This window comes from Paenibacillus sp. NPDC058174, from assembly GCF_042883865.1.
In the GTDB taxonomy this organism is placed as follows: domain Bacteria; phylum Bacillota; class Bacilli; order Paenibacillales; family Paenibacillaceae; genus Pristimantibacillus.
Map to the genome: position 1 here is coordinate 635,264 of NZ_JBHVUY010000004.1, position 24,012 is coordinate 659,275.

Genomic DNA, 24,012 nt, shown 5'->3' on the forward strand with positions numbered 1-24,012 from the left:
TATGTCATCAGTCTTTGCTGTGCTGGCATTAGCCGCAGCTGCCATCGGATTGGAAGTGCCGGGACTTGTCAAACGGAAACGCAAACGGGAGCTGGCCGTTTTCCTCATCCTGCTGTTCATAGGCTCCGGCTTATTCATTGCCTTGGCTCTGGAGACGGAGCTTCCGAACCCGTTCGGCCTATTGAAATTCGCATTTGGAGGGACGACAGGCTAAAGGGCGGGCTAACCGAAAGGACAAACGAATGGAACAATTCGCTAATGCTAAAATATCGGTTCGCCAATTTACAATTCTCATTATAATCGGAGTAATTGGCGACTCCATTCTAATCATGCCGACCATCGTTGCTGCATCCTCCAAGCAGGATGCATGGCTGTCGATGGCAATCGCTGCATTGCTAGGGCTTGTTCTGGGGGCTGTGTTTGCAGCGATCGCCAACCGTTTGCAGCGGCAGAGTCCCATAACAGCTCTGAAGAGCCGGATTGGCAAGGCGGCAGGCGGTTTTATAGGACTGCTGTTTTTGATTAATTTTTTTATGTGCGGACTCACATTAATGAGTGAAATGAGCCAGTTCATGACGACGCAAATGATGCCGGAGACACCGGTCAACGCGATATTGCTGCTGTTTATGACCGTAATTATTGTTGCGTACCGGTATGGTATTGAATCGTTTGCGCGTGTAAGCGAGCTGCTGTTTCCTTTATTTCTGTTTCTATTTCTGTTTTTGGTCGTTTTATTGATGCCTCAAGTAGATATCTCTAATATGAAGCCGATGGTAGCACGAGGGCTGACTCCTGTTATAAAGGGTATAATGCCTGCTTTTGTAACCGGGTTTGCTGAAATGGTCGTATTGCTAATGCTGGTCCCCCATGTTGCCGGGAAGGCCAAGCTGACGAAGCCGATTTTATGGGGCTATGCCATCGGCGGCCTGATCCTGTTCATCGTGGTCGATTTATGCGTGCTTGTGCTCGGACCTAGTCTGATGGAGACCAAATATTATCCGACCTTTGTGCTGGCGCAAAAAATTACGATTGGACAGTTTTTGGAGCGGCTTGAGGTCATCCTCATGTTAATATGGATCATTACCGTCTTCTATAAGACGCTGCTTTTGTTTTTCGCGCTTGTGGCGGGAACTGCGCAAGTATTGGGTCTTAAGGAGAGCCATATGCTGACGATACCTTACGGCATGATTTTGATCGTCGCGACAATAGTCGGTACGCCGAACATTTCAGAGTATAATCAATTGCTCATCTTTTACTATCCTTGGTTTGACACTTTGTTCTGCATAGCGGTACCGCTTGTCGTTCTGGCCGTGCTTGCGGTTACCGGTAAAGGGAAGAAGGCTCAGACCGGAGGGGGAGGAGCAAAGCCATAGCAGGGGCATACGTATAAGCGATATTCGAGTGCATAGCCGAGTAATGAAGGAGGCCTGGAGTTTGTCCAGGCTTTCTTTTTTTTTTCATACATAGACGGTGAATCTTGCAATCTAGTAAAAAGATACAAGCATGACTCTAGCATTCTGCATATTTTATAGAAGCATAGTGACAAGGAGTGATAGGAATGTCCAGAAAGGAAGCGGGAAGCTTAGGCGGCTACAGCAATAGCTATGGATGTAAGAGCAGCGGCGGCAAAAGCCATGGCAGCAAGAGCCATGGGAGCAAAAACCACGGCAGTAAAAGCGGAGGCTGCAAGAGCCGGGGAGACAAGTATGCAAAAAGCGAAGGGAACCGGCAGCATGGCAGCAGCGGAACACTAAGCTTTGCGCACTGCATTTTGAAAAAAATCGGTGTAGGCACCCCGAATATTCGAATTCATTTTGACGGGGTTGCGCATACCGGGATCTTTCTTGGGATCGAGGGAGAATGTGTCATCCTGAATGCGAGAGGCGTCGTTTCTTATATTAAGGTCTCTTCAATAACGGCTGTTGATGTGGGTGTCGTATCCAAGCCGAAAACAAAGTGGAAGAAACACTGCAAGTAAAAGCGGAAATCAAATGGCGAACAGGTTTTGTACGGATACCGGATCGCCATTTTTTGTGTTGGTGCATGAAGCAGCACTAGGAACCGGTGGAGCGGTAATGGCGAACGCCAATGCGCCACATGAACAGGCAAGGGATGAGGAACAGAAACCCGGCAAGCGGGATAAATGCATAAAGCCCTTGTTCCTCGCGGCCGAGAATGTACAGCAGCGGAAGATAGTTGAAGCAGGCGAACGGGATGATAAAGGTGAAAAACTGTCTAACCCGCTTGGTATAAATATCGAGCGGATATTGTGTCATTTCGCGGCCGCCGTCGGTGAAGATATTGGCGATCTCGAGTCCTTGCACCGTCCAGAAGCTGATGGATGCGGCCAGAATGAAAATGCCGGTGAAGATGAAGACGCCGCTAGTGATCATAAGCAGAAGGGCAATGGCTTTGAGCATCGTCCAATCGATTTCAATGGAGGAGACGGCCCATGCGAGCACAATTCCGCTGAGAATCAGTCTGCCGATGCGGGCAAATTCGAATTTGGAGCCCAATACTTGAACGACTGTGCCCCGGGGTCTGACAAGCAGCCGGTCGAAATCCCCTGTTACGATAAGCGACGAGAAGGAATCAAAGCCCCGTGCAAAGCATTCCGTAATCGTGAATGCGATATGAGTAATAGCAAAGCATAGTGCTACCTCATAGAAGCTCCAGCCTTGCAGCTGTCCGAATTTATCGAACATAAAGTAAATGCCTGCGAACACAGTAAACGGCGTTAAGCATTGCCCGATGGCAAGGAAGAAGAACGAGACGCGATATTGCATCTGTGATTTAAACAGCATCAGCATGTATTTCAAATATAAAGTCATCGCAATTACCCTCCCTGCACGACGATGCGTCTCAGCGCTTTTTTCATCGTAAAATATCCTAAGGCAATTAAGGCGGCTAACCACACGAGTTGAATCAATAAGCCGGTCGAAGCCTCTTCGATTCCAATGTTGCCGGTGAATACCCGGAAGGGAAAGTCGGCCGTCCAGTGGAAGGGCAGTACATAGACGATTTTTTGCATCCAGTCCGGCATGAGCGGAACGGGGATGACAAGTCCGGCGAAAAATTCGCCAAAGACGCTGAATAAAAGCAATGATCCTGCTGGAGACATCGTAACGAACACGGATATGTAGATGAGCATCGAGATCGCGACCAGCATGAGCAGCCCGGCAATCAGTACTGCGAGGAACAGCAGCAGCGAAGGCAGGTCCGGCGGCAGTTTAAGCCGGTAAGGCTCGGGAAGAAAGATCGTGACGATAAGGATCGGGAAGCAGCGGAGCAGGGCGCTTGAGATGCGCTGGGCAAGGAGCTTGGCGTACCAAAGTCCGTAAAGGCCGTTTGGCCGACAAAGCTCATAGGCGATGTTCCCGCTTGTGATGAGTTGAAACAGCTCGTTATCCCGCAGCCATAGGACAACAAAGGCCAGGAAAGCCTGCTTGAGCCAGGTGTAGGTAATGACCTCGGAAAGCGTCATTTCAGGAGGTGCAGCAGCATGGGCGTAAAAGGCTTCGAAGATCATAATGAAGATGAAGCCGAAAAAAAACTGAGTCCCGATTCCGGCAAGCGCTGCCGCCCGGTATTGCAGGCCGTTGTTCAAGCGCATTTTGAAAACAGAGATATAGGCCTTCATTACAATTGGTACTCCTTGTACATTTGGACGATGATGTCCTCGATAGGCTGTGTATCGATGGCGACATCCAGCAGCTCGACCTGGCTGGACAACTGGGTCAGCAGTTCCGCCATCAGAACCTGTTCGGTATCTACGCTAATGATTGCCCGGTCTGGCGTCCAGGACAGAATGGATGCGCCTGGAAGCTGCAGCGGAACTGAGCTCTCGCGATAATCCGCCGTAATCGTCCGCTTCGTGCTGAACCGGCCGCGCAAGCCTTGTACGCTCCCGTCGTAGAGCAAGGTGCCTTTGCCGATTAGCAGAATCCGATGGGCGAGCGCTTCAATGTCGTTCATGTCATGCGTGGTGAGAATGACTGTAACGCCTTTCTCCTTGTTGATTGTCTTGATGAAGTTGCGTACGGCGATTTTCGAGACAGCATCCAGGCCGATCGTGGGCTCGTCAAGGAACAGGATGTCGGGGCTGTGCAGCAGCGAGGCGGCAATTTCGCAGCGCATCCGTTGTCCCAGACTGAGCTGCCTTACAGGCATGTGGAGAAGGCTGCCCAGATCAAGTGTATCCGTCAATAAGGCGAGCATGCTGCTGTATCCGCTCTGTGGAATCCGATAAATATCGCGAAGCAGCTCGAAGGAATCGATGACCGGCACGTCCCACCAGAGCTGGCTTCGCTGTCCGAATACGACGCCGATATTTTTTACGTAGGCTACGCGATCCTTCCATGGCGTATGACCCATAATGGAGCAACTGCCGCGATCCGGCACCAGAATGCCGCTCATCACTTTGATGGTGGTCGATTTGCCGGCTCCGTTGGGTCCAATGTAACCGACAATCTCTCCCTTGGGGATATGGAAGCTGATGTCCTGAAGCGCTTCTACCTTCGTGTACTCCCGGTGGAATAACGATTTGACAGCATGCTTAAGACCTGGCGGCCGCTTGGCTACCAGAAAGGTTTTACTTATTCCTTCTACTTGAATCAAGTGTAAATCCCTCCTAACCTTGTAAATTTGACAGGGAGAAGATATTACCATTTGATTGTAATCGCTGTCAATAAAAACTTTAATTGGCTTAATTCCGATAAAATCGATAGGATAAATAAAATAATATATTGACACTGTGTAAATACGCCGTTAATATAAAAAAACAGGATGTAAAGTTTACCATCTTGATCGGATAACATTGGATGATAATCTACTGGACGGCCAGAGATTCAACGATGAGCGAATACTGCTCTTTGTTGAGTCTTCTTTTTTTATCCACAAAGACAAGAACACAGCAGGGTCATAGCAAACATTAAGCTCAAAGAGCGAAACGAAAGGGTTGTTTTATATCATGAAAAAGCTCGGGACAAAAAAATTAACGGCATCAATTATTGTTGCCTCCGCAGTCGTTCTTGTTGTGACGTATGCGGCGGTATTCGCAAATAACGGATCGGGCGATCGTTCGGCAGCAGCTGCAACGAAAGAACCTGCAGCGCAGCAAGCGACGACAGCTGGAGAGCAGCCAAAGGCGACAGAGGCACCGGCAGACGTGCAGCCGAAGGCGGCAGCAACAGCGGCAACAGCAACGACGGTATCGGAGGAAACAAAGCAGCCGGCAGCGGAGACAGCTGCTAAGCCAGAAGTGAAGGCAGCGGCAGCAGAGCCGGCTGCAAAGTCGGAAACAAAGCAGCCAGCAGCAGCTGATGCAACGGCGAAGCCTGAAGTGAAGACTTCAGAGCCGGCAGCAAAACCGGATACAAAACAGCAGCCGCAAGCGGCAGCGAAAGGCGATGACAAGCCAGCAGTACAACCAACTGCTGCTCCAAAAGCAGAGGAGAAACCGGCGAAGCCGCAAGCAACAGCTAAGCCTGTTGCAGAAGTGAAGCAGCCGCAAGCGAGCGCGCCAGCACAAGAAGCTCCGGCACCTGCGCCAACTGCTCAGCCAAAGGACAAGAAATCGGGCAGCTTCGTTCAGAAGGAAGATAAAAAAGCGGCGCCTTCCGGTTCGTCGGAATCCAGCTCTTCTTCTAGCTCCGGCTCTTCGTCTTCTTCCTCCGGTTCGGGTTCTTCCGGTTCTAGCTCGGACGAAGAAATTTGCTAATTTGCAGTTCACTCCACCTAGATAAATCATACTTAACCAAAGGAGAATCGAAGCAATATGAAACTAGCCTACAAATCTAAAAAAATCGTAGCTTTGCTTCTGACCGCGTTGCTGCTCGTGCCGGCTTTCCAAACGCCAAGCGTGTCGGCAGCTTCATCAAGCGTTGTCAGCCATTATAATTATTTCAATTCTGTATACAGCGGGTTAAATGACGAGAACCATGTGTTCAGAACGGCCACTTATGAGGATATCGTTCATCTGTTTGACAGCGCAGGCACCTTTGCCGTCCTGATCGGCGGGGCTTGGAGCGAAAGCACACAGGAGCATATCGGAATTATTAATGAAACGGCTAAGCAATACGGCGTTCATACGATTTATAATTTCGATACGAAGCTGGACGGCGCAACGCTGGATATTGCAGACAGCAGCAGCCCGTTTGCTGATTATTACGTGGAGCTGGTTAATAAATATTTGACCAACCTGCAGACGGCTTCGGAAGCAGCAGTCAGCTATGATAAAGCTGGCGTGGGAGCAGTGACTGCACCGAAAGTGAATGAGCCATACTTGTTCATTTACAATAAGGATCATGTAGATGAAGAAGGCGGCCGTGCTCCAATCATCGCTTCGTTAGAGGCTGGTGATTTGGCGGCAGATAGCTACAAAAGTCAGGTAGAAGCGCTTTTCGATCAAGTTTCAGAGGAAGCTGAAGGGGTAAAGACGGCTAAAATCGATACGATTAACGATTTTGACTATTTTACAACGGCCTTTAATACGAACGGAAAAGCGACGATTTTTGACAGCGCAGACCAATCAATCGTATTTGAGCATGTAACTTACGATCAATTGTTGGGCCTGCTTGGCAGCGAAGGCAAGTACGCGATTCTGTTCGGCGGATCATGGTGCCCGAATACGCAAGCAGCGATCAAATTCATCAACAAATATGCCAAAGCCTACAATGTCGATAAAATCTACATGTGGGATCCGAAGCTGGATGCGGGCGTATACGCCTCCGACCCAACGAATGACCCGCACGCAAATAACCGGCTGCAAGTTCGTGCAACCGGCCATCCGGATGCGAATCTTTACGTCGATCTGGTCAATACTTACTTGACGAATATCGTAACGCTCTACGACAAGTCGAGAAACAATGTAAGCTATGTGGATGACAACAACAATACGGTTGTAGCGAATAAGCTTCAAGTACCTTACTTGTTCACTTACGATAAAGACCATAAAGACGGAGAAGGCAAAGCGGCTCCGATTCTGGGCCATGTTGAGCTTATGTACTCATGGACCAATATTCAACCGAACTATGTACGCAACGGCGCTACAGGCGTCAATTACAACAACTATACAGAAGGCTTGGACAATCTCTTCCCAACGTTAACAGGTCAATCGGCGCAGACAGCTCCTTCTTTGCCATTTACGGCATCGGCGCCAACTTCGGCAAGCAATAATGACGGCAAAATTACAGGTGCAGCTGTCGGCCTTGAGTACAAGCTGGCGCAGGCAACGGCCTACACTCCAGTTACGGATACTACAATTACAGGTCTCGGCGCTGGTACTTACTATATCCGATACGCTGCCAAAGAAGGCTTCAAGCCAAGTCCGTCCGTGAAATTGGACGTTCCGGCATACGTTCCTCCAACGGGTGGCGGAGATGGCGGCAACAGTGGCGGAGGTAACGGCGGTAACGGAGGCAATGGCGGCAACGGCAACACAGGCGGCGGTACGCCTCCAGCTTCCGGTGGATCGGGTACGACAAATCCGGGTACTTCCGTATCCACAACGATAACAGCGGTATCCACTTCTAATGCAGCAAAGGGTACAACAAGCGCAACCGTGTCGGCGACTGCGGTGACCGGCCTGCTCGAGAATATTAAGAAAGTAGAAGCAGAAGGGAAACCGGCGCTTGCAGCGATCAAGATCGATGCGCCTGCGCAAACGAAATCCGCAGATGTAACGATCCCTGGCAGTGCTTTTGCCCAAATCGGAAGCGGCACAAAAGCGGCTGTACAGTTTGATTTTGCAAATGTGGGTACGATTGAGTTTGACGCAGCAGCCGTTAAAAGCATCGGAACGGAAGCGGGTTCGAACAACATTAACGTAAGAATTTCGAAGGGTGAGCTTACTGCAGAAGGCAAGGAAGCGCTGGGCGACCGCCCGGTATATAACTTGACTATTTTTGCAGGTGATAAGGAAATCACTACTTTCGGAGGCGGTACGGTTAACGTAAGCATTCCGTACACACTCAAAGCTGGAGAAGATGCGAACGCGATTGTCGTTTACTACGTATCTGAAGAAGGCTTGGAGACGATCCGCGGCCAGTACCGTGCGGAGACGGGAACGGTACAATTTGCGACGAAGCATTTCTCGCAATACATTATCGGTCTGAATGCAGTAACCTTTGCGGACGTATCGCCAGCCGCTTGGTATGCTAATGCGGTACACTATCTGGCAGCGAGAGAAATCGCTAACGGAACGGACGACACCCATTTTAGTCCGAATGCAACGATTACTAGAGGCCAATTTATCGTCCTGCTGCTTAATGCGTACGGTATCGAGGCTGACAGCAATGCAACCGAAAACTATTCGGATGCAGGCAATACGTATTACACGCCATACCTGGCGGTTGCTAAGCGTCTGGGCATTGCCAATGGCACAGGCGACAACCAATTCGAGCCAAACAAAGCGATCTCGCGTCAAGATCTGTTTACGCTGCTCTATCGTTCGCTGACGATTATCGGTGAGCTTCCAACCGAGAAAACGAATGCGACGATTGCAAGCTACAGCGATGCGAATCAAATCGCAGGCTATGCTGCTGAAGCATTCAAAGCGCTGGTTGAAGGCGGAGTTGTCTCCGGCAGCAACGCCAAGCTTAACCCGCTTGGCGTTACGACAAGAGCAGAAGCAGCTCAAGTCATTTACAACTTGCTTAGCAAATAAGAAAGAACCAAACAAGGGCAGCCAATCGGCTGCCCTTGTTTGATTGCGCGGATGTGCTTAGGCCGGGAGGAGACACAGAGTTCTACACATGCTGGTGTGCGGAAGAATCTAAATGGCGTACAGTCGCAGACGAGCCAAGTTACTTGGGCGGCTAACCGAAGAAGTATTGTTTATTGGGAGTAAGGTAGAGGTAGGAGTTAATGGGACTGTTGGGAGCAAGTTAGAGGCAGGAATTAACGGAACTGTATGGCGTAAGGGCGAATAAGGATTAGCTTGGTTAAGCGACGCAGTAACTTTCACGTTATTTAGAGTAACATGTGATTTTGTTCTGCAGCGAAGCAGCTTCGTTAAATAACGAAGCAAACTTCGCTGCAGATCAGTGAGGCAGAGACATATTGGCGGGTAACGAAGCTAGCTTCGCAACTGGAGAACCTAAGTTCGCGAATAGCGAAAATAGGTTCGCTCCAGGAGAGGGCGCATGCTCTTAGGTACGCCAGAGCGAAATTAGGTTCGCAAATTAGTGAACCTGCTTCGCTGTAGGTCTATGAAGTGAGGCATATGAGCGGATAGCGAAGTAAACTTCGCAAAATAGCGAATCGGCTTCGCTGTGGGCGTTATTTAACTGTTAACAGCAATGCTTGCCCTTGGTTTAAGGTTTACGATAGTGGCGACCACTGTCGTAAACCAAGCAATACTGCTTCTAATGAACTGAGTCATTAGAGTCAGCCAACAGCGAAGCGGCTTCGTTAAATAACGAAGTAAACTTCGCTGTAAGCTAGTGAAACAGAGCCATATCAGCGGATAGCGAAGCTAGCTTCGCAACTGGAGAACCTAAGTTCGCGAATAGCGAAAATAGGTTCGCTCCAGGAGAGGGCGCAAGCTGTTAGGTACTCGAGAGCGAAATTAGGTTCGCAAACTAGCGAACCTGCTTCGCTATGGGCTTATGAAGCGAGGGGAATCAGCGTATAGCGAAGCAAACTTCGTAAATTAGCGAACCTGCTTCGTTATTGGCTAGTGAAGCGGAGGCGGATCAGCCTACAGCGACGAAAACTTCGTAAATTAGCGAACCTGCTTCGTTATTGGCTAGTGAAGCGGAGGCAGATCAGCCTACAGCGAAGCAAACTTCGCAAATTAGCAAATCCGCTTCGCTGTCGGCGTTTTTCGCTGCCAGCAGCAGCGCTCGTCCTTAATCTAAGGTTTGCGATTGTGGCGTAATACGAGTGCCGCAGTTTCCAAGTAACAAAAGAGCTGCCCCTATCACCATCGGTGATCAGGGGCAGCTCTTTTGCAAGCCGGCATTAAGCCGGGTTCAATTCCAATTCATCGTTGTCATTGCTGTTGAAAACGTCGCGGTCGAGCTCGCCTTCGGAGTTGGCAACGAGTACCGCTGTAACCGTTGTGCCTGTTGCGTTAACTGCAGTACGGCCCATGTCGATCAGCGACTCAACGGCAACAACCATTGCAAGTCCTTCAAGCGGAAGGCCAAGCGCCGTCAATACGACAGTTGTCGAGATCGAGGCAGGTCCAGGTACGCCTGCAACGCCGATAGAAGAAATAATGCTGACAGCTACGATAAGGATGTAGTCGGTAAAGCTTAATTGAATGCCATACACGCTAGCAACGAATACGGAAACGATAGCCGGCCAGATGCCACCGCAGCCGTTGAAGTTCATGGTAGCGCCAAGCGGAGCAACAAAGCTGGCGATTCTCGGAGATACGCCGAGGCGTTTCGTAATAACTTCAAGGTTGATTGGCAAAGTTGCGTAGCTGCTGCGGGTTGTAAAACCAACGGCAACTGTCGGGTAAGCCTTTTTAAAGAAGCGAAGCGGATTCAGCTTGCCAACGAAAGCCACAAGGCCGCCGAATACGAAGACAAAATGCAAAATCAATGCAATGTAGCTGACGAGAATGAGTGTTGCCAGCGGCTTCAACGTTTCCAAGCCGTATTTCGCTGCCATTACGGCGATCAGTGCATACACACCGTATGGAGTGAAGCGAAGAACGAATTTTACAACTTGATGCAGCACTTCAGTTAGGGAAGCGAACAGTGCTTTAACCGGCTGAACGGCTTCTGGCTTTTTAGAGCCTACTTTAACGATTGCAATCGCAATGAAAAGGGCAAAGATCAATACCGGAAGGACTTTGCCAGTAGCGGCTTCGTTAACCGGATTGGATGGCACCAGATCGAGAATAACCTGGAAGAAGCTTGGCACTTCACGGGCTTCGAATCCTTCAGGCTGACTAGCCTCAAATGTGCCGGCCGGGTTGATTGCCAGTGCAACCAGCAAGCCGATAATAGCAGCTACGCCAGTCGTGCCGAGGAACCAGGCAACGGTTTTGATCCCGATTTTTTTAAGAAAAGCGATGTTGGTTATCGAAATAATACTGTTAATGACGAGTACAAATACTAGCGGAATTACGATCATGCGGATCAAGCTGACATAGATGGAGCCGATTGTGCCGACGCCTTCAAACTTCAGCTGGAAGTTGTTGAAGATAACGCCTGCAACGAGGCCGAGGCCGAGTGCGACCAGTACCCGAGTACCGAAGCCGACACGTTTTTTAGCCATAAAATAAAGCAGTGCAAGAAGTACTGCGGAAACGCCTAGTGTAATCCAGTTATCCTGAAAGGCGGTGACCAGATTATTTTCCATGATGAACATCCTCTCTCGAAATAACATAGTATTTGAATAAAGCCGACCTGATTACTATGCTTTAGAATGAAAACAATATATCACCCGTTTAACGAGACTGTCAACGATATTTTTTATGTAAAGCAATCGTTTCGGTTGCATTTGGTATCGTTGCGATTGCGGATAGACTCTTCAATATATTGCCTGATCCGGTATCATTTTATGTTCTCATACTGGCGGATATTCTAGTAACAATAGGCTGTCCATCAGGCATAGTTAAGCTTTTGGACAACGCTTGCATTCTGCATGTTTATGCGATATATTGCGAAGAAAAGATAGAGAAGGATGAGCTAAATGCCGGTACCGAAAGATTTTGCTTCGCCGATCCGAATGACGGCCAAAGAGCGGGCGTTCTCCCAGCTTCAACGATGGATTATCGAGGGCACTTTGCTGCCGGGTGAAAAATTGCTCGATGCTGAGCTTGCGGAATCTCTTGCGGTAAGCCGTACGCCGATCCGGGAGGCGCTCCAGCTACTTGAGGTACAAGGGCTCGTCTCCATGCATCCGGGCAAAGAAACCCGGGTCACGCTTATCGAGAAAGATGATATTCTGAAAATGTATCCGACGATGGCCGTGCTGCACGCCCTAGCTGCAGAGCATGCCGCTGCCCTCATCACGCCGCAGCAGATCGAGACGCTGAAGTCATTAAATGAACAATTCGGCGCTGCAATCGATAGCGGACAGCCGTATCAAGCGATGGAGATCGATGAGCAGCTGCACAATATAATCGTAGAAGCGTCGGATAACGCCTACATCGCCTCGTTCAGCGCCTCACTGCAAATTCATATTCGCAGATTCAAGTATGTGTTTTTGAAGCAGCCGAATACGTCGACATTAGGTTCAGTCGAGGAGCATGCCGCTTTAATTTCCGCGTTGGAAAATAGAGATGCCGCCGCAGCTTCCGCCATTATGAAGCAAAATTTAATCCGGCCGATGAATGAGTTGTACTCGCTCATTTAGGCCTATCTAAAAAAAACGCCCGAGGGGCGTTTTTTATTTTCCGTAATGTGTAATTTAATATATCGGGGCGTAAGCTGTTTATGTTGGCACCCATAGCTGAAGCCGAGTAGAGCCAAAGCAAGAAACAAACCTCTTGCATTCCATATATGTATGCGATATATTGCATATATCATAACAACCGTGTAGTCCTATTCACAATCAAATTATGATGAAAGGAAGGATCAGCATGACAACCGGGAAGGATTTAAGAATTCGGAGTAAAGTAATCAGCGAGGGCGCTAATCGGGTGCCAAACCGGGCGATGCTTCGGGCCGTTGGATTTAAGGATGAGGATTTCAAAAAGCCGATGATCGGCGTTGCCAGTACATGGAGCGAGGTTACGCCATGCAATATGCATATTGACGGACTGGCCCTTCATGCGAAAAAAGGAGTTCAGGCGAGCGGCGGTGCTCCGCTTATTTTTAACACGATTACGGTATCCGACGGCATTTCTATGGGACATGAAGGCATGCTGTTCTCACTGCCAAGCCGGGAGACGATTGCGGATTCCATTGAGATTGTAACGAATGCGGAGCGTTTCGACGGTCTCGTTGCGGTAGGCGGCTGCGATAAGAACACCCCTGCCTGCCTGATGGCGATCGGAAGAATGAATATTCCAGCCGTATATGTATACGGAGGAACGATTCAGCCTGGCAAGTTGGATGGCAAAGACGTCGATATCGTTACTGCTTTTGAAGCGGTTGGACAGTATCATGACGGTAAAATGACCGATAAAGAGCTGCACAAAGTCGAATGCAGTGTATGTCCGGGGCCGGGCGCTTGCGGGGGCATGTATACCGCCAATACGATGGCTTCCGCCGCAGAAGCGCTGGGGATGAGCCTTCCCGGTTCTTCGTCGACGCCGGCGATTTCGCCAGGCAAGGCTGTAGAATGCGCTGAAGCTGGCAAGCAGGTACTAGAACTGCTGGAGAAAGAAATCTACCCAAGAGACATTATGACGAAAAAAGCGTTCGAAAACGCCATAACCGTTGTCATGGCACTCGGCGGCTCGACTAATGCGTTTCTTCATTTGACTGCCATTGCTCATTCGGTTGGCGTCGATCTTACGTATGATGATTTTGAACGGATTCGTCTGAACGTACCGCATATTGCAGATTTGAAGCCAAGCGGCAAATACGTCATGCAGGATTTGAACGATATCGGCGGCGTGCCTGGGGTTATGAAGCTGCTGCTGGAGCAAGGGCTGCTGCATGGCGACTGCTTGACCGTAACAGGCAAGACGCTGGCGGAAAACTTGGCGGATGCCGAACCGCTGCAGGCTGATCAAGAGATCATCCGGCCGTTCGACCAGCCTTTGAAACCAACCGGACCGCTGGTTGTTCTGAGAGGCAATTTGGCTCCAGAAGGTGCGATTGCGAAAATGTCGGGCATGAAAAAGCTTCGTTTTACCGGCCCGGCCAAAGTGTTTGACAGCGAAGATGAGGCAACGGCAGCGATTTTGAACGATGAAATCCATAAAGGGGATGTTCTCGTTATTCGTTATTGCGGTCCGAAGGGCGGTCCGGGTATGCCGGAAATGCTGTCAGTAACGGCGTTAATCGTCGGTAAAGGATTAGGCGGAGAAGTAGCGCTGATTACGGATGGCCGATTTTCGGGCGGTTCGCATGGCTTTGTTATCGGTCATGTCGCGCCTGAAGCGCAAGTGGGCGGGCCAATCGGACTGCTGCAAAACGGCGATCAGGTCGTCATTGACAGCGAAACACAGGAGATTGGCTTCGAGGTAACCGCGGAGGAGCTGGAGCGCCGGGCCAAGGCATGGGTTCAGCCGCCGCTGAAATTTTCGAAAGGGGTATTGGCCAAATATTCCAGGCTGGTGTCCTCCGCTTCGAAAGGCGCAGTAACCGATCTTTTTGAATAGAGGAGAGCGGAAAGCCTCGTCCGGATGAGTCCGGCGGGGCTTTTTTTGTCGTTGTTGGAAGGGCTGGTGCGCTATACTATAGAAAGATTAGCTGGGAGGGTGGAAAGCGAATGGAGACAACGGGACGTTCGGACAGCCGCTATGCCGTTATTTTTACGAGCAAACGGACGAATGGCGATAATGGATATGGGGAGATAGCGGAACGAATGGATGAGCTTGCATCGCAGCAGCCCGGTTTTATCGGTGCCGATAGTGTAAGAGATTCTTCCGGAGCAGGCATTACGGTATCCTACTGGGACAGCCTGGAGGCGATTCGCGCATGGAAGCGGAACGAGGAGCATCTTACCGCTCAACGGAACGGCCGGGAGCAGTGGTACTCCAGCTATCAGGTAAAAATATGCAAGGTGGAAAAAGAATATGATTTCTACTCCTCGGAGCTAAAAGAGTAGGGTGATCGATATGGATTATGACGTAACGATAATTGGTGCCGGAGTCGGCGGCGTGTTCGCGGCTCATGAATTGGCGAAAATGCAGGAAAAGCGGGAACAGAGTGAACAGAGGCCGCTGAATATTTTGCTGATCGACAAGGGGAAAAGAGTAGAAGAACGTCTTTGCCCGCTGGACCGGGGGGAAAGCTGCGACTGTGTATCCTGCGCCAAATACATCGGTTTTGGCGGTCTGGGCAAATCGGAAGGAAAGTTCAATTATACGAATGATTTTGGCGGCGGTTTGGAAAGAAAGGTCGGCCGCGAGAACGCCATGGCTTTAATGGATGAAGTGGATGCCGTGCTCTGTGAGTATGGCGGGGATGCTGCTGCAGATTACAGCACGGAAAATCCGGCGTTAACGGAGCGTGCGCGGCAGGCCGGGCTATCGGTGTTAACGACGAGAACGCGCCATCTTGGCTCGGCGTTGTCGTCTGTCATACTGGAGAAGCTGCAGCGCTATTTGCTGAGCAGAATCACAATGTCGTTTGAGATGGAAGTGGCGGCAATTCAAGTGGTGGAAGGCGGTTTTAGGCTTGAGCTTAACGTTGAAGGTGCGGAAGCGGGGCGGACGCTCACTACACGGAAGCTCGTTTTTGCGACGGGGCGAAGCGGAGCCGACTGGATGGCTGCGCAATGCCAGGCGCTTGGTATTGGACAAGACTCGGCTAGAGTAGACCTTGGTCTGCGTGTAGAAATGCGTGGTGACCAGTTGGATACTATATTGGGGGAAACGTTCGAGACAAAGCTGCAATATGCGAGCGAGGATTATATCGCGACTACCTATTGCATGAACCCGAGCGGCCGCGTCATTCGCAAGCATCAGGACGGAATGGTCATGCCGGACGGCCAAAATTTCCGGGAGCGAGATGAGGGAGGTTCTTCGAATCTGAACTTTACATTGTTCGTTCCGAGATATTTTGGTTCCATGGAGGCCGCCGATAACTTCGCACGCGGCGTTATTGGAGGCATCAATCGCGGCGGCGAGCGGATTGTCGCCCAGCGGCTTGGAGATTTGCGGCTCGGCAGAGCGACCGAGCCGGAGGCAATGCGGCGGAACCGTGTAACGCCAACGCTTCAGGTTGACCCCGGGCGGCTGACGGACGAGGTTCCTTCGTTGTATACGAAGGCGCTGCTTGATTTTTTGGCAGCGCTGGAACGGCTGCTTGGCGAGCCGATTGACGAGGATACGATGATCTATGGTATCGATGGCAAGTTTTACGCGCCAAGCATAGAGATGAACGGGGCGCTGGAGACGCGCATCCCGGGATTATATGCCGCCGGCGATTGCTCCGGCGTCACGCATTCGCTGTCGCAAGCGGCAGCGAGCGGCATTCACGTCGCCCGTCAGGTCGCCCGGCAATTAGCGGGCGACCTGGCGGAAGCTTAGGCGGAGCAGGCACGCACGGTTGTGATGGGAAGGCGCTGGGCGAAGCAGGTTCGCGAAAAGCGAAGCTGCATTCGCAAATAGCGAAGTTGCATTCGCTGTGATCGCGTTGCGAGTTAAATAGCGAAGCAGATTCGCAAAATAGCGAAGACATTTTCGCTGTAGGAGGGTGTGCATGAGCCAACCCAGAGAGTAGCGAAGCAATCTTCGCTACTCATGAACGCAGGTTCACGGATAGCGAAAATCTCTTCGCTAATGGGAGAATGGCCTGTTGCGAGACGGTCTATAGCGAAATTTGGTTCGTTAAAAAGCGAACTAGCTTCGCTAATTCGATTCACGCGTTGATGCGAGGTCTACAACGAAGCATGTTCGCAAAATAGCGAAGACATTTTCGCTGTAGGAGGGTGTACCTCGCGCCTCCTTGGAGCACAGCGAAGCAATCTTCGCTACTCATGAACGCAGGTTCACGGATAGCGAAAATCTTTTTGCTAATGGGAGAATGGCCTGTTGCGAGACGGTCTATAGCGAAATTTGGTTCGTTAAAAAGCGAACCAGCTTCGCTAATTCATTTCGCACGTGAATGCGAGGTCTACAACGAAGCAGATTCGCAAAATAGCGAAGACATTTTCGCTGTAGGAGGGTGTACATCGTCCCTCTTTAGAGCACAGCGAAGCAATCTTCGCAACTCATGAACGCAGGTTCACGAATAGCGAAAATCTCTTCGCTAATGGGAGAATGGCCTGCTGCGAGGCGGTTTATAGAGAAATTTGGTTCGTTAAAAAGCGAATCGGGTTCGCTAATTCGCTTTACGCATTGATGCGGGGTCTACAACGAAGCATGTTCGCAAAATAGCGAAGACATTTTCGCTGTAGGAGGGTGTAGCTCACGCCTCCTTAGAGCACAGCGAAGCAATCTTCGCTACTCATGAACGCAGGTTCACGGATAGCGAAAATCTCTTCGCTAATGGGAGAATGGCCTGCTGCGAGGCGAACTGTAGCGAAATTAGGTTCGTTAAAAAGCGAATCGGGTTCGCTAATTCATTTCGTACGGTTGTTCATGTTGAGCTCACATGATCCAAACCTGCACCATAAAGCCAATGCTGCTAATTCCGCCATAAACCAGCTAACTAGGTTACTTTGGATTTGATCATTGTTACTAAACTTCATGGATAGAGGCGTACTAGGTAAATTAGCGCACTACACATCACCTACCTGGGGAAGCAGCTTTGCGAACGAATGTTACTTATAGAATTGGAACGGCCAGATACAGCTTCAGACAGCTGTGTCCTTATGGAGTGGAGTTCAATTGCTTGAACGCAGTTCTCGGAAAAGTTTTGCATGAAGACTGCTTAGCTCGCGGTCTGGTGTTAGATGACGGAGATGAAAGCTGCGTGAGAACAAAATGAGTCGCGTTGTTTAAGAGAAACCATAACGCCTTATAACTTGATCTCCATTCGTTTATAATGGAGGATATTAAGCGATCAATCCATAAGGGGGATTCTTAGCGTGGAATGGAACTACTACAATACCTTTATCAAAGTGGCGCCGGATTGTCCGGCAGAGCAGGGCCTGGTTCCGCCTGAGAAGAAAACCGGCAAGTCAAAGCCCGGTATTGAGTACGAGCTTGTTGCTGATCATCCTTATCAATATAGCCAAGAAGATTTGCTCTATGAGGTGCACGTTCGCCATAAGCAGATACCGCAAGAGCAGATCGAGGCTAACGGAACGCAGCTTAAAGATGAGTTTTACCAGCGGCCGACGGCATGTCTAAGAGCTTCGATGCTGCCGAAAAAGTACGGCTGGGGCATCCATTTCAACGCCGAAGGCAAATTGGCTCTATATGAAGTTGGTTCGCCCGAGTATGAAAGATTTGCAAGCGGGGAAGACAAAGCTATAACTGTAGTAGCGGCTATGAGAAACAGCAAGCCAAAATAATTCCAACGTACCAGGTTCGTTATTGAGCCGCGATTCATTATACAAAGAAGCCCCCTACCACTTAAGGCGGTACGGGGCTTCTTTTGCTATATGCTTCTAAGGAAGCAAAGCAGGCGCTTTGCGGTTATGCGTGCCTTGCTCGTAAGCATAAGCCAGCTTGATCAGTGTTGGCTCGTCGAACGACCGTGCCATAAATTCAATGCCGACTGGCAAGCCTTCCAGAGTGAAGCCGGCCGGAACGGAAATAGCAGGGAAGCCGGTGAATGCGCTAAGGCGGTTGTTGACGCCGGCATTTTGGCCTTCGCCGATTTTAGCCGCCGTTTGGCTTGTTGACGGATATACGATGGCATCCAGGTTATTGTCGGCCATCAGCTTCAGCATGGCATCGCGGTTTTGCTTCGTACGGTACAAAATAATATCCTTGTACTCTTGGGTTTCGAGCTCTGTTCTCGCGTTGCGGGCTTTCATGGATTCCAGCTGCGATTTAAGAACCTGGCCGGAATCGATAATTTCCGTCAGTGTGTGGTAAGGAGCTCTGTCACCCAGCTCGGCCAGGTAATCATTCAGTTGAAACTTGAATTCGTAGCCGCTCAAGCTAGGGTATCCCAGCAATGTTTTGATGTTCGGAATTTCAATCGGAACAGCTGTGCCGCCGAGCTTCTCGATATCTTTAATTGCAGCTTTCACGATATCGGTTACCGGCTTCTCTGCTGCGGTCTCAGGCAGCAATTCTACTGCTACGCCGATGCGGGCTCCTTTTAAGCCGTTCACATCGAGGTAGTTGGTATAGCTGCTAGGAATATGTCCAACTGCATATGCAGTTGCAACATCGTCCTTGTCATAGCCGGCTGTAGCATCCAGCAGAATTGCTGCATCCGTTACTGTGCGGGCCATTGGGCCGCCAACGTCCTGAGTCAGTGCGAGCGGGATGATTCCGTCACGGCTGGACAGACCGACAGTTGGACGAATGCCGACGAGGCTGTTGAACGAAGACGGAATACGAATCGAACCGCCGGTGTCGGTGCCAAGTCCTGCGAGTGCGAAGTTTGCAGCGATAGAAGCGCCGGTGCCGCCGCTTGATCCGCCTGGGTAGTGGTCAAGCGCGTAAGGATTAAGCGTTTGTCCGCCAAGCGAGCTTTCGGTTGTAATGCCGAACGCGAATTCATGCAGATTGGCTTTGGCAAGGATAATCGCTCCTTGTTTTTTCAACAGCGCCACTTGATCGGCATCTTCCTTAGGAATCGAATCCTTCAGGCAAAGACAACCGGCTGTAGTAGGCATGTCGCTAGTGTCGAAATTGTCCTTTACGATGATTGGAATGCCGTGCAGCGAACTGCGCTTGCCTTTCACTTTGCGTTCCTTATCAAGCTCTTTAGCGATTTCGAGCGCTTTAGGATTAATGGTAATGAGAGCGTTGATCGATGCGTTCTGATCATCATATTTTGCGATACGATCCAGATACTGCTGAACGAGCCCTTCGTAGGTCAGTTTCTCTTGGTCAACCGCTTTTTGGATCGAGCTGATCGTCGCCTCTACCAATTCGAACGGTTTAATATAATCATAGATCCGATAGGCGAGTGCATAGGCTTGCTCATAAGTGAGCTTTCCTGACGGATTAAAACGATCCTCAGTTGATCCGGTCATAATTTGGAAGGCGGACACTGCACCAACAGCCGAAGCATAGGCTTCTTTGTCCGGAACATCCTTATAGGATTCAGGCTTAGCCGGCAGCTTTAGCGTTCCTGCAATTAGCGTTGCAGCGTCTTTGCGGGTTACGGAATCGCTGTTTTTCAGCTTAAAGCTTTGAGTACCGCCGGCAGCTTTTGCAGCTTTGTTAAAAATAGTGTTCAGTTCGGAGGCTGTAACGAGCTTGTTTTTGGCCTTGCTCTCAGATCCGAATTGAAGAGAGATAGCTTTAGCTGCATCCCCCGTGTACACGGAGACTGCTGTTGTAGCTGAAGCTGGTGATGCTGCAAATGCGGAGAGCGGCGCTGTCGCCAGCATGACGCTTGTCACGATGGCAAAGGCTGCTTTCCGGGTCCATCTTAGCTGTTTGTTCATGAAGTATGCCCCATTCCTTTGTGTAAGGTATTCTAACATTAAAGTGATTATAGTAGTAGAGTGATATAAGGGGCAATGCCTATATTTAATAAAAAAAGAGAAGTGAAGCGGCGTTTTCTCTACGAATCTTCCCTATTCTCTTTCATTCTCTTCAATCAATTATTATGTTATAAAATATAACGTAATATAAAGAAAACTCATTAAATCTATCAAAAACAAAATAAAATATGTCATGTAATATAACATTTAAATAAGAGGCCGAAAAAACCATAAGCTATTTCTATACCCCTGATAAAAAAGCCTTTGTAATTCCGACTATTCCGATATATAATAACTCGCAAGAGGCGAATGAACGATTAAATAGGCAGGTATTTATACTCGGTTAGGAGGAATAGGAAATGGCCAAAAGAAACGGAATTTCAATCAGTACGATTGTAGCGGTAGGCATCGGATCGCCATTATTCGTCATTCTGGGAAGATTCGGATCCATCCCGTCCGGTCTCCCGGATACGAATATTGAAACGACCTACGCATTGCTTGCGCTTATAGCGGTGCTTTACGGGCCGATTGCAGGCGTATTGGTGGGATTAATCGGTCATACGCTAAAGGATGCAATCTTTTATGGATCGCCTTGGTTCAGCTGGGTCATCGCATCTGCTGTTGTTGGACTCATCATTGGCTTGGCATCCGGCAGGTTGAAGATTGAGGACGGCCAATTTGGAGGACGGCAAATTTTGAAATTCAATCTGTTCCAAATCGCTGCGAACGTCATTGCATGGCTTGTTGTAGCGCCTTTCCTGGATATTCTCATCTATGCGGAGCCGGTTAACAAGGTATTCGCGCAAGGTGTCGTTGCAGGCGGGAGCAATATTGCAGCAGTAGGCGTTATCGGTACGCTGCTCCTGCTCGCCTATTCCCGGACGAGAACGAGGCAGGGGAGTCTGACGAAAGAAGTGTAAACGACCGGCCGGTCCTGCCTGCCTATTTGAACGTCATCAGTCTAGATGGACCGGAACTTGATAGGTTAAGAGCGAAAGCCGGTGAACTGCACCGGCTTTCCTATTTTTCAACAATGAAGAGGAAACTGACATGAGCGAGAGAAAACCAGTCATCCATTTCGAGAATTTTACCTTTCAATACAGAGCGCAAGCCGAGCCGACGCTTCACGCTATCAATCTGACGATATACGAAGGGGAAAAGTTGCTGATTGTTGGTCCTTCAGGCTCGGGTAAAAGCACACTTGGCCACTGCATCAGCGGCCTGGTTCCTGCGTTTTATCCAGGTGAGATTAGCGGCTCGGCTGTTATTCAGGGGAAACCGTTAAAGGAGCTTGGCATATTTGAGCTCTCCGAAATGGTCGGAACGGTGCTTCAGGATCCTGATGGGCAGTTTGTTGGACTAACAGTAGCCGAGGATATCGCCTTTAAGCTGGAAAACGAAGCGATTGAGCAAGCCGAGATTCACCGGAGAGTGGCGGAAGCGGCGCTGGCTGTCGGTATGGAAAAGCATTTGGGCGCTGCTCCGCAAAATCTGTCAGGCGGTCAAAAGCAGCGCACCTCGCTTGGGGGCGTGCTCGTGAGCGATGCCAGCATTTTGCTGTTCGATGAGCCGCTCGCCAATTTGGACCCTCATACAGGCAAGCTTGCGATTGAGCTGATCGATCGTGTGCACCGGGAAATGAAGAAGACGGTCGTCATTATTGAGCATCGGCTCGAGGATGTGCTGCATCGTGACGTTGACCGGATTATCGTCATGCAGGAGGGGAGCATTATTGCTGACCAATCAGCCGGCGAGCTGTTGCGCTCCGAGCTGCTGAGGCAGACCGGTATTCGGGAGCCGCTTTATATTACCGCTTTGAAATATGCCGGCTGCCAGCTGCGGACAGAGATGAAGCTGGAGCGGGTGGACGGACTTCAGGTCGGGCATTGCTCAGCAGAATTGCAGGCGTGGCAGGATGCCCAGTCCGAGGAGGAGCGTCCGAAGGAGAGCGAGCCTTTGCTGGAGATTGAAGATCTGACGTTCGGATACGATCCGGACTCCCTTATTTTACAGAATGTGTCCCTGCGCATTAATAAAGGGGAAATGGTCAGCATCGTTGGCAAAAATGGCGCGGGCAAATCGACGCTTTCCAAGCTGATTTGCGGCTTCTATCGGCCGAGCTCCGGCGTGTTGAAATATAAGGGTGCGGACATGCGCTCCGATACCATTAAGGAACGTGCTGAACGTATTGGCTTCGTCATGCAAAATCCGAACCATATGATCTCCAAGACGCAAATTTTCGATGAAGTGGCGCTGGGGCTTCAGGTGCGCGGCGTAGCGGGAGAGGAGCTCCAGCGGCGCGTTCATGAGGTGTTGAAAATATGCGGGCTGTATCCGTTCCGCAATTGGCCGGTCTCTGCCTTAAGCTTCGGGCAAAAAAAGCGCGTAACTATCGCGTCGATTCTCGTGCTGGAGCCTGAGGTCATTATTTTGGACGAGCCGACGGCCGGCCAGGATTTTAAACATTACAATGAAATGATGGAATTTCTGCGGACGTTGAACCGAGAGGGCATGACTGTAGTGATGATTACGCATGACATGCATTTGATGCTGGAATATGCGGATCGGACGATTGTTTTGGCGGACGGCAAGAAGCTGGCTGACAATGCGCCTGCCCGTATTTTGACGGATGCCTCTATTGTGGAAGCGGCTGATTTGAAGGAGACGTCTGTCTTTGAACTAGCGAAGCGGGCGGGACTTGCGAAGCCGCGGGAATTTGTCAGCCGATTTATTGCATATGACCGGAGGGTGAGGGGCAGATGAAGGTACAAATGCTAAGCTATAAGCGTCTGGATTCGCCCATTCACCGGCTGGCAGGCTCGACGAAGCTCATTTTTTTCGCCTTATGGTCCGTCGTTTCGATGATTACGTATGATACCCGCAGCCTGCTAGCGATGTTTCTGTTCAGCTTGATCATGTTCGCTATTTCGAAGGTGAAGTTCCGCGACTATTCGTTCGTGCTCTATTTAATTCTGTTTTTCTTTTTGCTTAACCATATCGCGATCTTTTTATTTTCCCCGCATGAGGGCGTCAAATTATACGGAACAACGCATGAACTGTTCCATATTGCCGGATGGTATAACGTCACGCTGGAGCAATTATTCTATCAGTTCAACATTATGCTGAAATATTTGACCGTCGTTCCAATTGCGCTGTTGTTTATTCTCACAACAGATCCAAGCGAGTTTGCGGCGTCGCTCAACCGGATCGGGGTCAGTTATAAAATATCGTACGCCGTGGCGCTGGCGATGCGCTACATTCCCGATATTCAGCGCGACTATCAGAATATTTCCTTTTCTGCGCAAGCACGGGGGATTGATACGTCGCGAAAGGAAAAGCTGTTCAAGCGGCTTAAGAACGTCGTTTCGATCCTTTTGCCGCTCACTCTCTCCAGTGTGGAGAGGATTGAGGTAGTCAGTGCAGCCATGGAGCTGCGCGGCTTCGGCCGCCATAAGCGCAGAACGTGGTATAACGCTAAGCCGTTCACCGCGCGGGACTATGCCGCGTTTGCTGTTATTGCAATCGTATTGGCGGTGTCCATTGTGTTGACAGTTAGCAACGGCTCACGGTTTTATAATCCGTTTGTTTAACTTGGACAACCGGGGTGAGACGGTGCGCGGCACCTGCCTGTCAGCCGCACGCTTCACCCTAAAGTGAACTTTGCTGTTCTGCTTAGCGAAGCAGTTTGCTGCAGGCGGCAGCATCGCGAATCAAAATGCAAAAGTGCAGGTTGTGAGTGGCGAAATCGCTGATTATCCGCTTCAAAATGCAATAGTGGACCTCTGTCAAGAAAGTAGACACTGCTTAAGTGTATCAACTTACTTTTTTGTAATAATTCAACTCAAATTGATTGGGTGATAAATAACCCAA

Annotated in this window: 18 protein-coding genes and 1 pseudogene; 13 read left to right on the forward strand and 6 right to left on the reverse strand. The window is 49.9% G+C overall.

All coding sequences use genetic code 11. The annotated features are described in order from the left end of the window. The first annotated feature begins 1 nt into the window (after position 1). From ACFVVF_RS21960 to ACFVVF_RS21970, 3 genes are all read left to right on the forward strand, one after another. Complete coding sequence (locus tag ACFVVF_RS21960; RefSeq protein WP_387814227.1) at positions 2 to 214, forward strand: hypothetical protein; 213 nt, start codon at positions 2 to 4, stop codon at positions 212 to 214. Positions 215 to 242: 28 nt separating this feature from the next. Further along, positions 243 to 1,373 carry a GerAB/ArcD/ProY family transporter gene (locus ACFVVF_RS21965; RefSeq protein WP_387814229.1) on the forward strand — a complete coding sequence of 377 codons (1,131 nt, stop codon included), beginning with the start codon at positions 243 to 245 and terminating at the stop codon, positions 1,371 to 1,373. A 185-nt stretch (positions 1,374 to 1,558) separates the two neighbouring features. Then, the gene (locus ACFVVF_RS21970) at positions 1,559 to 1,978 is read left to right on the forward strand and encodes a hypothetical protein (protein WP_387814231.1); all 420 of its coding nucleotides are present in this window, start codon (positions 1,559 to 1,561) and stop codon (positions 1,976 to 1,978) included. A gap of 76 nt (positions 1,979 to 2,054) precedes the next feature. On the opposite strand, the gene ACFVVF_RS21975 is transcribed toward ACFVVF_RS21970, so the two are convergent. The 4 genes and pseudogenes from ACFVVF_RS21975 to ACFVVF_RS29225 form a co-directional block, all read right to left on the reverse strand. Then, positions 2,055 to 2,831, reverse strand: a complete 777-nt coding sequence (locus ACFVVF_RS21975) for an ABC transporter permease (protein ID WP_387814232.1) — start codon at positions 2,829 to 2,831, stop codon at positions 2,055 to 2,057. A gap of 5 nt (positions 2,832 to 2,836) precedes the next feature. Continuing rightward, positions 2,837 to 3,640, reverse strand: a complete 804-nt coding sequence (locus tag ACFVVF_RS21980) for an ABC transporter permease (RefSeq protein ID WP_387814234.1) — start codon at positions 3,638 to 3,640, stop codon at positions 2,837 to 2,839. After that, a complete protein-coding gene (locus ACFVVF_RS29220) occupies positions 3,640 to 4,137 on the reverse strand; it encodes a hypothetical protein (RefSeq protein ID WP_483875032.1) in 498 nt (165 codons plus the stop codon). The genes ACFVVF_RS21980 and ACFVVF_RS29220 overlap by 1 nt, the downstream gene beginning before the upstream one ends. After that, positions 4,132 to 4,496: pseudogene (locus tag ACFVVF_RS29225) on the reverse strand (ATP-binding cassette domain-containing protein); the annotation flags it as partial. The gene ACFVVF_RS29220 and the pseudogene ACFVVF_RS29225, both read right to left, overlap by 6 nt. 473 nt (positions 4,497 to 4,969) lie before the next feature. On the opposite strand from ACFVVF_RS29225, the gene ACFVVF_RS21990 reads away from it, so the two are divergent. After that, positions 4,970 to 5,719, forward strand: coding sequence for a hypothetical protein (locus ACFVVF_RS21990; protein WP_387814237.1), 750 nt, complete (start codon positions 4,970 to 4,972; stop codon positions 5,717 to 5,719). Between the two features lie 57 nt (positions 5,720 to 5,776). After that, the gene (locus ACFVVF_RS21995; RefSeq protein ID WP_387814239.1) at positions 5,777 to 8,665 is read left to right on the forward strand and encodes an S-layer homology domain-containing protein; all 2,889 of its coding nucleotides are present in this window, start codon (positions 5,777 to 5,779) and stop codon (positions 8,663 to 8,665) included. Between the two features lie 1,298 nt (positions 8,666 to 9,963). On the opposite strand, the gene ACFVVF_RS22000 is transcribed toward ACFVVF_RS21995, so the two are convergent. Beyond that, the gene (locus ACFVVF_RS22000) at positions 9,964 to 11,319 is read right to left on the reverse strand and encodes a dicarboxylate/amino acid:cation symporter (protein WP_387814241.1); all 1,356 of its coding nucleotides are present in this window, start codon (positions 11,317 to 11,319) and stop codon (positions 9,964 to 9,966) included. Positions 11,320 to 11,652: 333 nt separating this feature from the next. On the opposite strand from ACFVVF_RS22000, the gene ACFVVF_RS22005 reads away from it, so the two are divergent. The 5 genes from ACFVVF_RS22005 (at position 11,653) to ACFVVF_RS22025 (ending at position 18,042) form a co-directional block, all read left to right on the forward strand. Then, positions 11,653 to 12,318 (forward strand): GntR family transcriptional regulator, encoded by a 666-nt coding sequence (locus tag ACFVVF_RS22005; RefSeq protein ID WP_387814243.1) that lies wholly within the window; start codon positions 11,653 to 11,655, stop codon positions 12,316 to 12,318. 226 nt (positions 12,319 to 12,544) lie between these two features. Next, positions 12,545 to 14,236, forward strand: coding sequence for a dihydroxy-acid dehydratase (gene ilvD / locus ACFVVF_RS22010; RefSeq protein WP_387814245.1), 1,692 nt, complete (start codon positions 12,545 to 12,547; stop codon positions 14,234 to 14,236). A gap of 110 nt (positions 14,237 to 14,346) precedes the next feature. After that, positions 14,347 to 14,685 carry an antibiotic biosynthesis monooxygenase family protein gene (locus tag ACFVVF_RS22015; protein WP_387814248.1) on the forward strand — a complete coding sequence of 113 codons (339 nt, stop codon included), beginning with the start codon at positions 14,347 to 14,349 and terminating at the stop codon, positions 14,683 to 14,685. Positions 14,686 to 14,695: 10 nt separating this feature from the next. Further along, positions 14,696 to 16,111, forward strand: coding sequence for an NAD(P)/FAD-dependent oxidoreductase (locus ACFVVF_RS22020; protein WP_387814250.1), 1,416 nt, complete (start codon positions 14,696 to 14,698; stop codon positions 16,109 to 16,111). Between the two features lie 1,502 nt (positions 16,112 to 17,613). After that, the gene (locus tag ACFVVF_RS22025) at positions 17,614 to 18,042 is read left to right on the forward strand and encodes a DUF6157 family protein (protein ID WP_387814252.1); all 429 of its coding nucleotides are present in this window, start codon (positions 17,614 to 17,616) and stop codon (positions 18,040 to 18,042) included. A gap of 96 nt (positions 18,043 to 18,138) precedes the next feature. On the opposite strand, the gene ACFVVF_RS22030 is transcribed toward ACFVVF_RS22025, so the two are convergent. Beyond that, positions 18,139 to 20,103: an amidase family protein gene (locus ACFVVF_RS22030; RefSeq protein WP_387814254.1), complete on the reverse strand. Its 1,965-nt coding sequence runs from the start codon at positions 20,101 to 20,103 to the stop codon at positions 18,139 to 18,141. A gap of 398 nt (positions 20,104 to 20,501) precedes the next feature. On the opposite strand from ACFVVF_RS22030, the gene ACFVVF_RS22035 reads away from it, so the two are divergent. From ACFVVF_RS22035 to ACFVVF_RS22045, 3 genes are all read left to right on the forward strand, one after another. Further along, positions 20,502 to 21,062 (forward strand): ECF-type riboflavin transporter substrate-binding protein, encoded by a 561-nt coding sequence (locus tag ACFVVF_RS22035; protein ID WP_387814256.1) that lies wholly within the window; start codon positions 20,502 to 20,504, stop codon positions 21,060 to 21,062. Between the two features lie 130 nt (positions 21,063 to 21,192). Next, a complete protein-coding gene (locus ACFVVF_RS22040; protein ID WP_387814258.1) occupies positions 21,193 to 22,905 on the forward strand; it encodes an ABC transporter ATP-binding protein in 1,713 nt (570 codons plus the stop codon). Beyond that, positions 22,902 to 23,732 carry an energy-coupling factor transporter transmembrane component T family protein gene (locus ACFVVF_RS22045; protein ID WP_387814260.1) on the forward strand — a complete coding sequence of 277 codons (831 nt, stop codon included), beginning with the start codon at positions 22,902 to 22,904 and terminating at the stop codon, positions 23,730 to 23,732. The genes ACFVVF_RS22040 and ACFVVF_RS22045 overlap by 4 nt, the downstream gene beginning before the upstream one ends. Positions 23,733 to 24,012 lie beyond the last annotated feature (280 nt).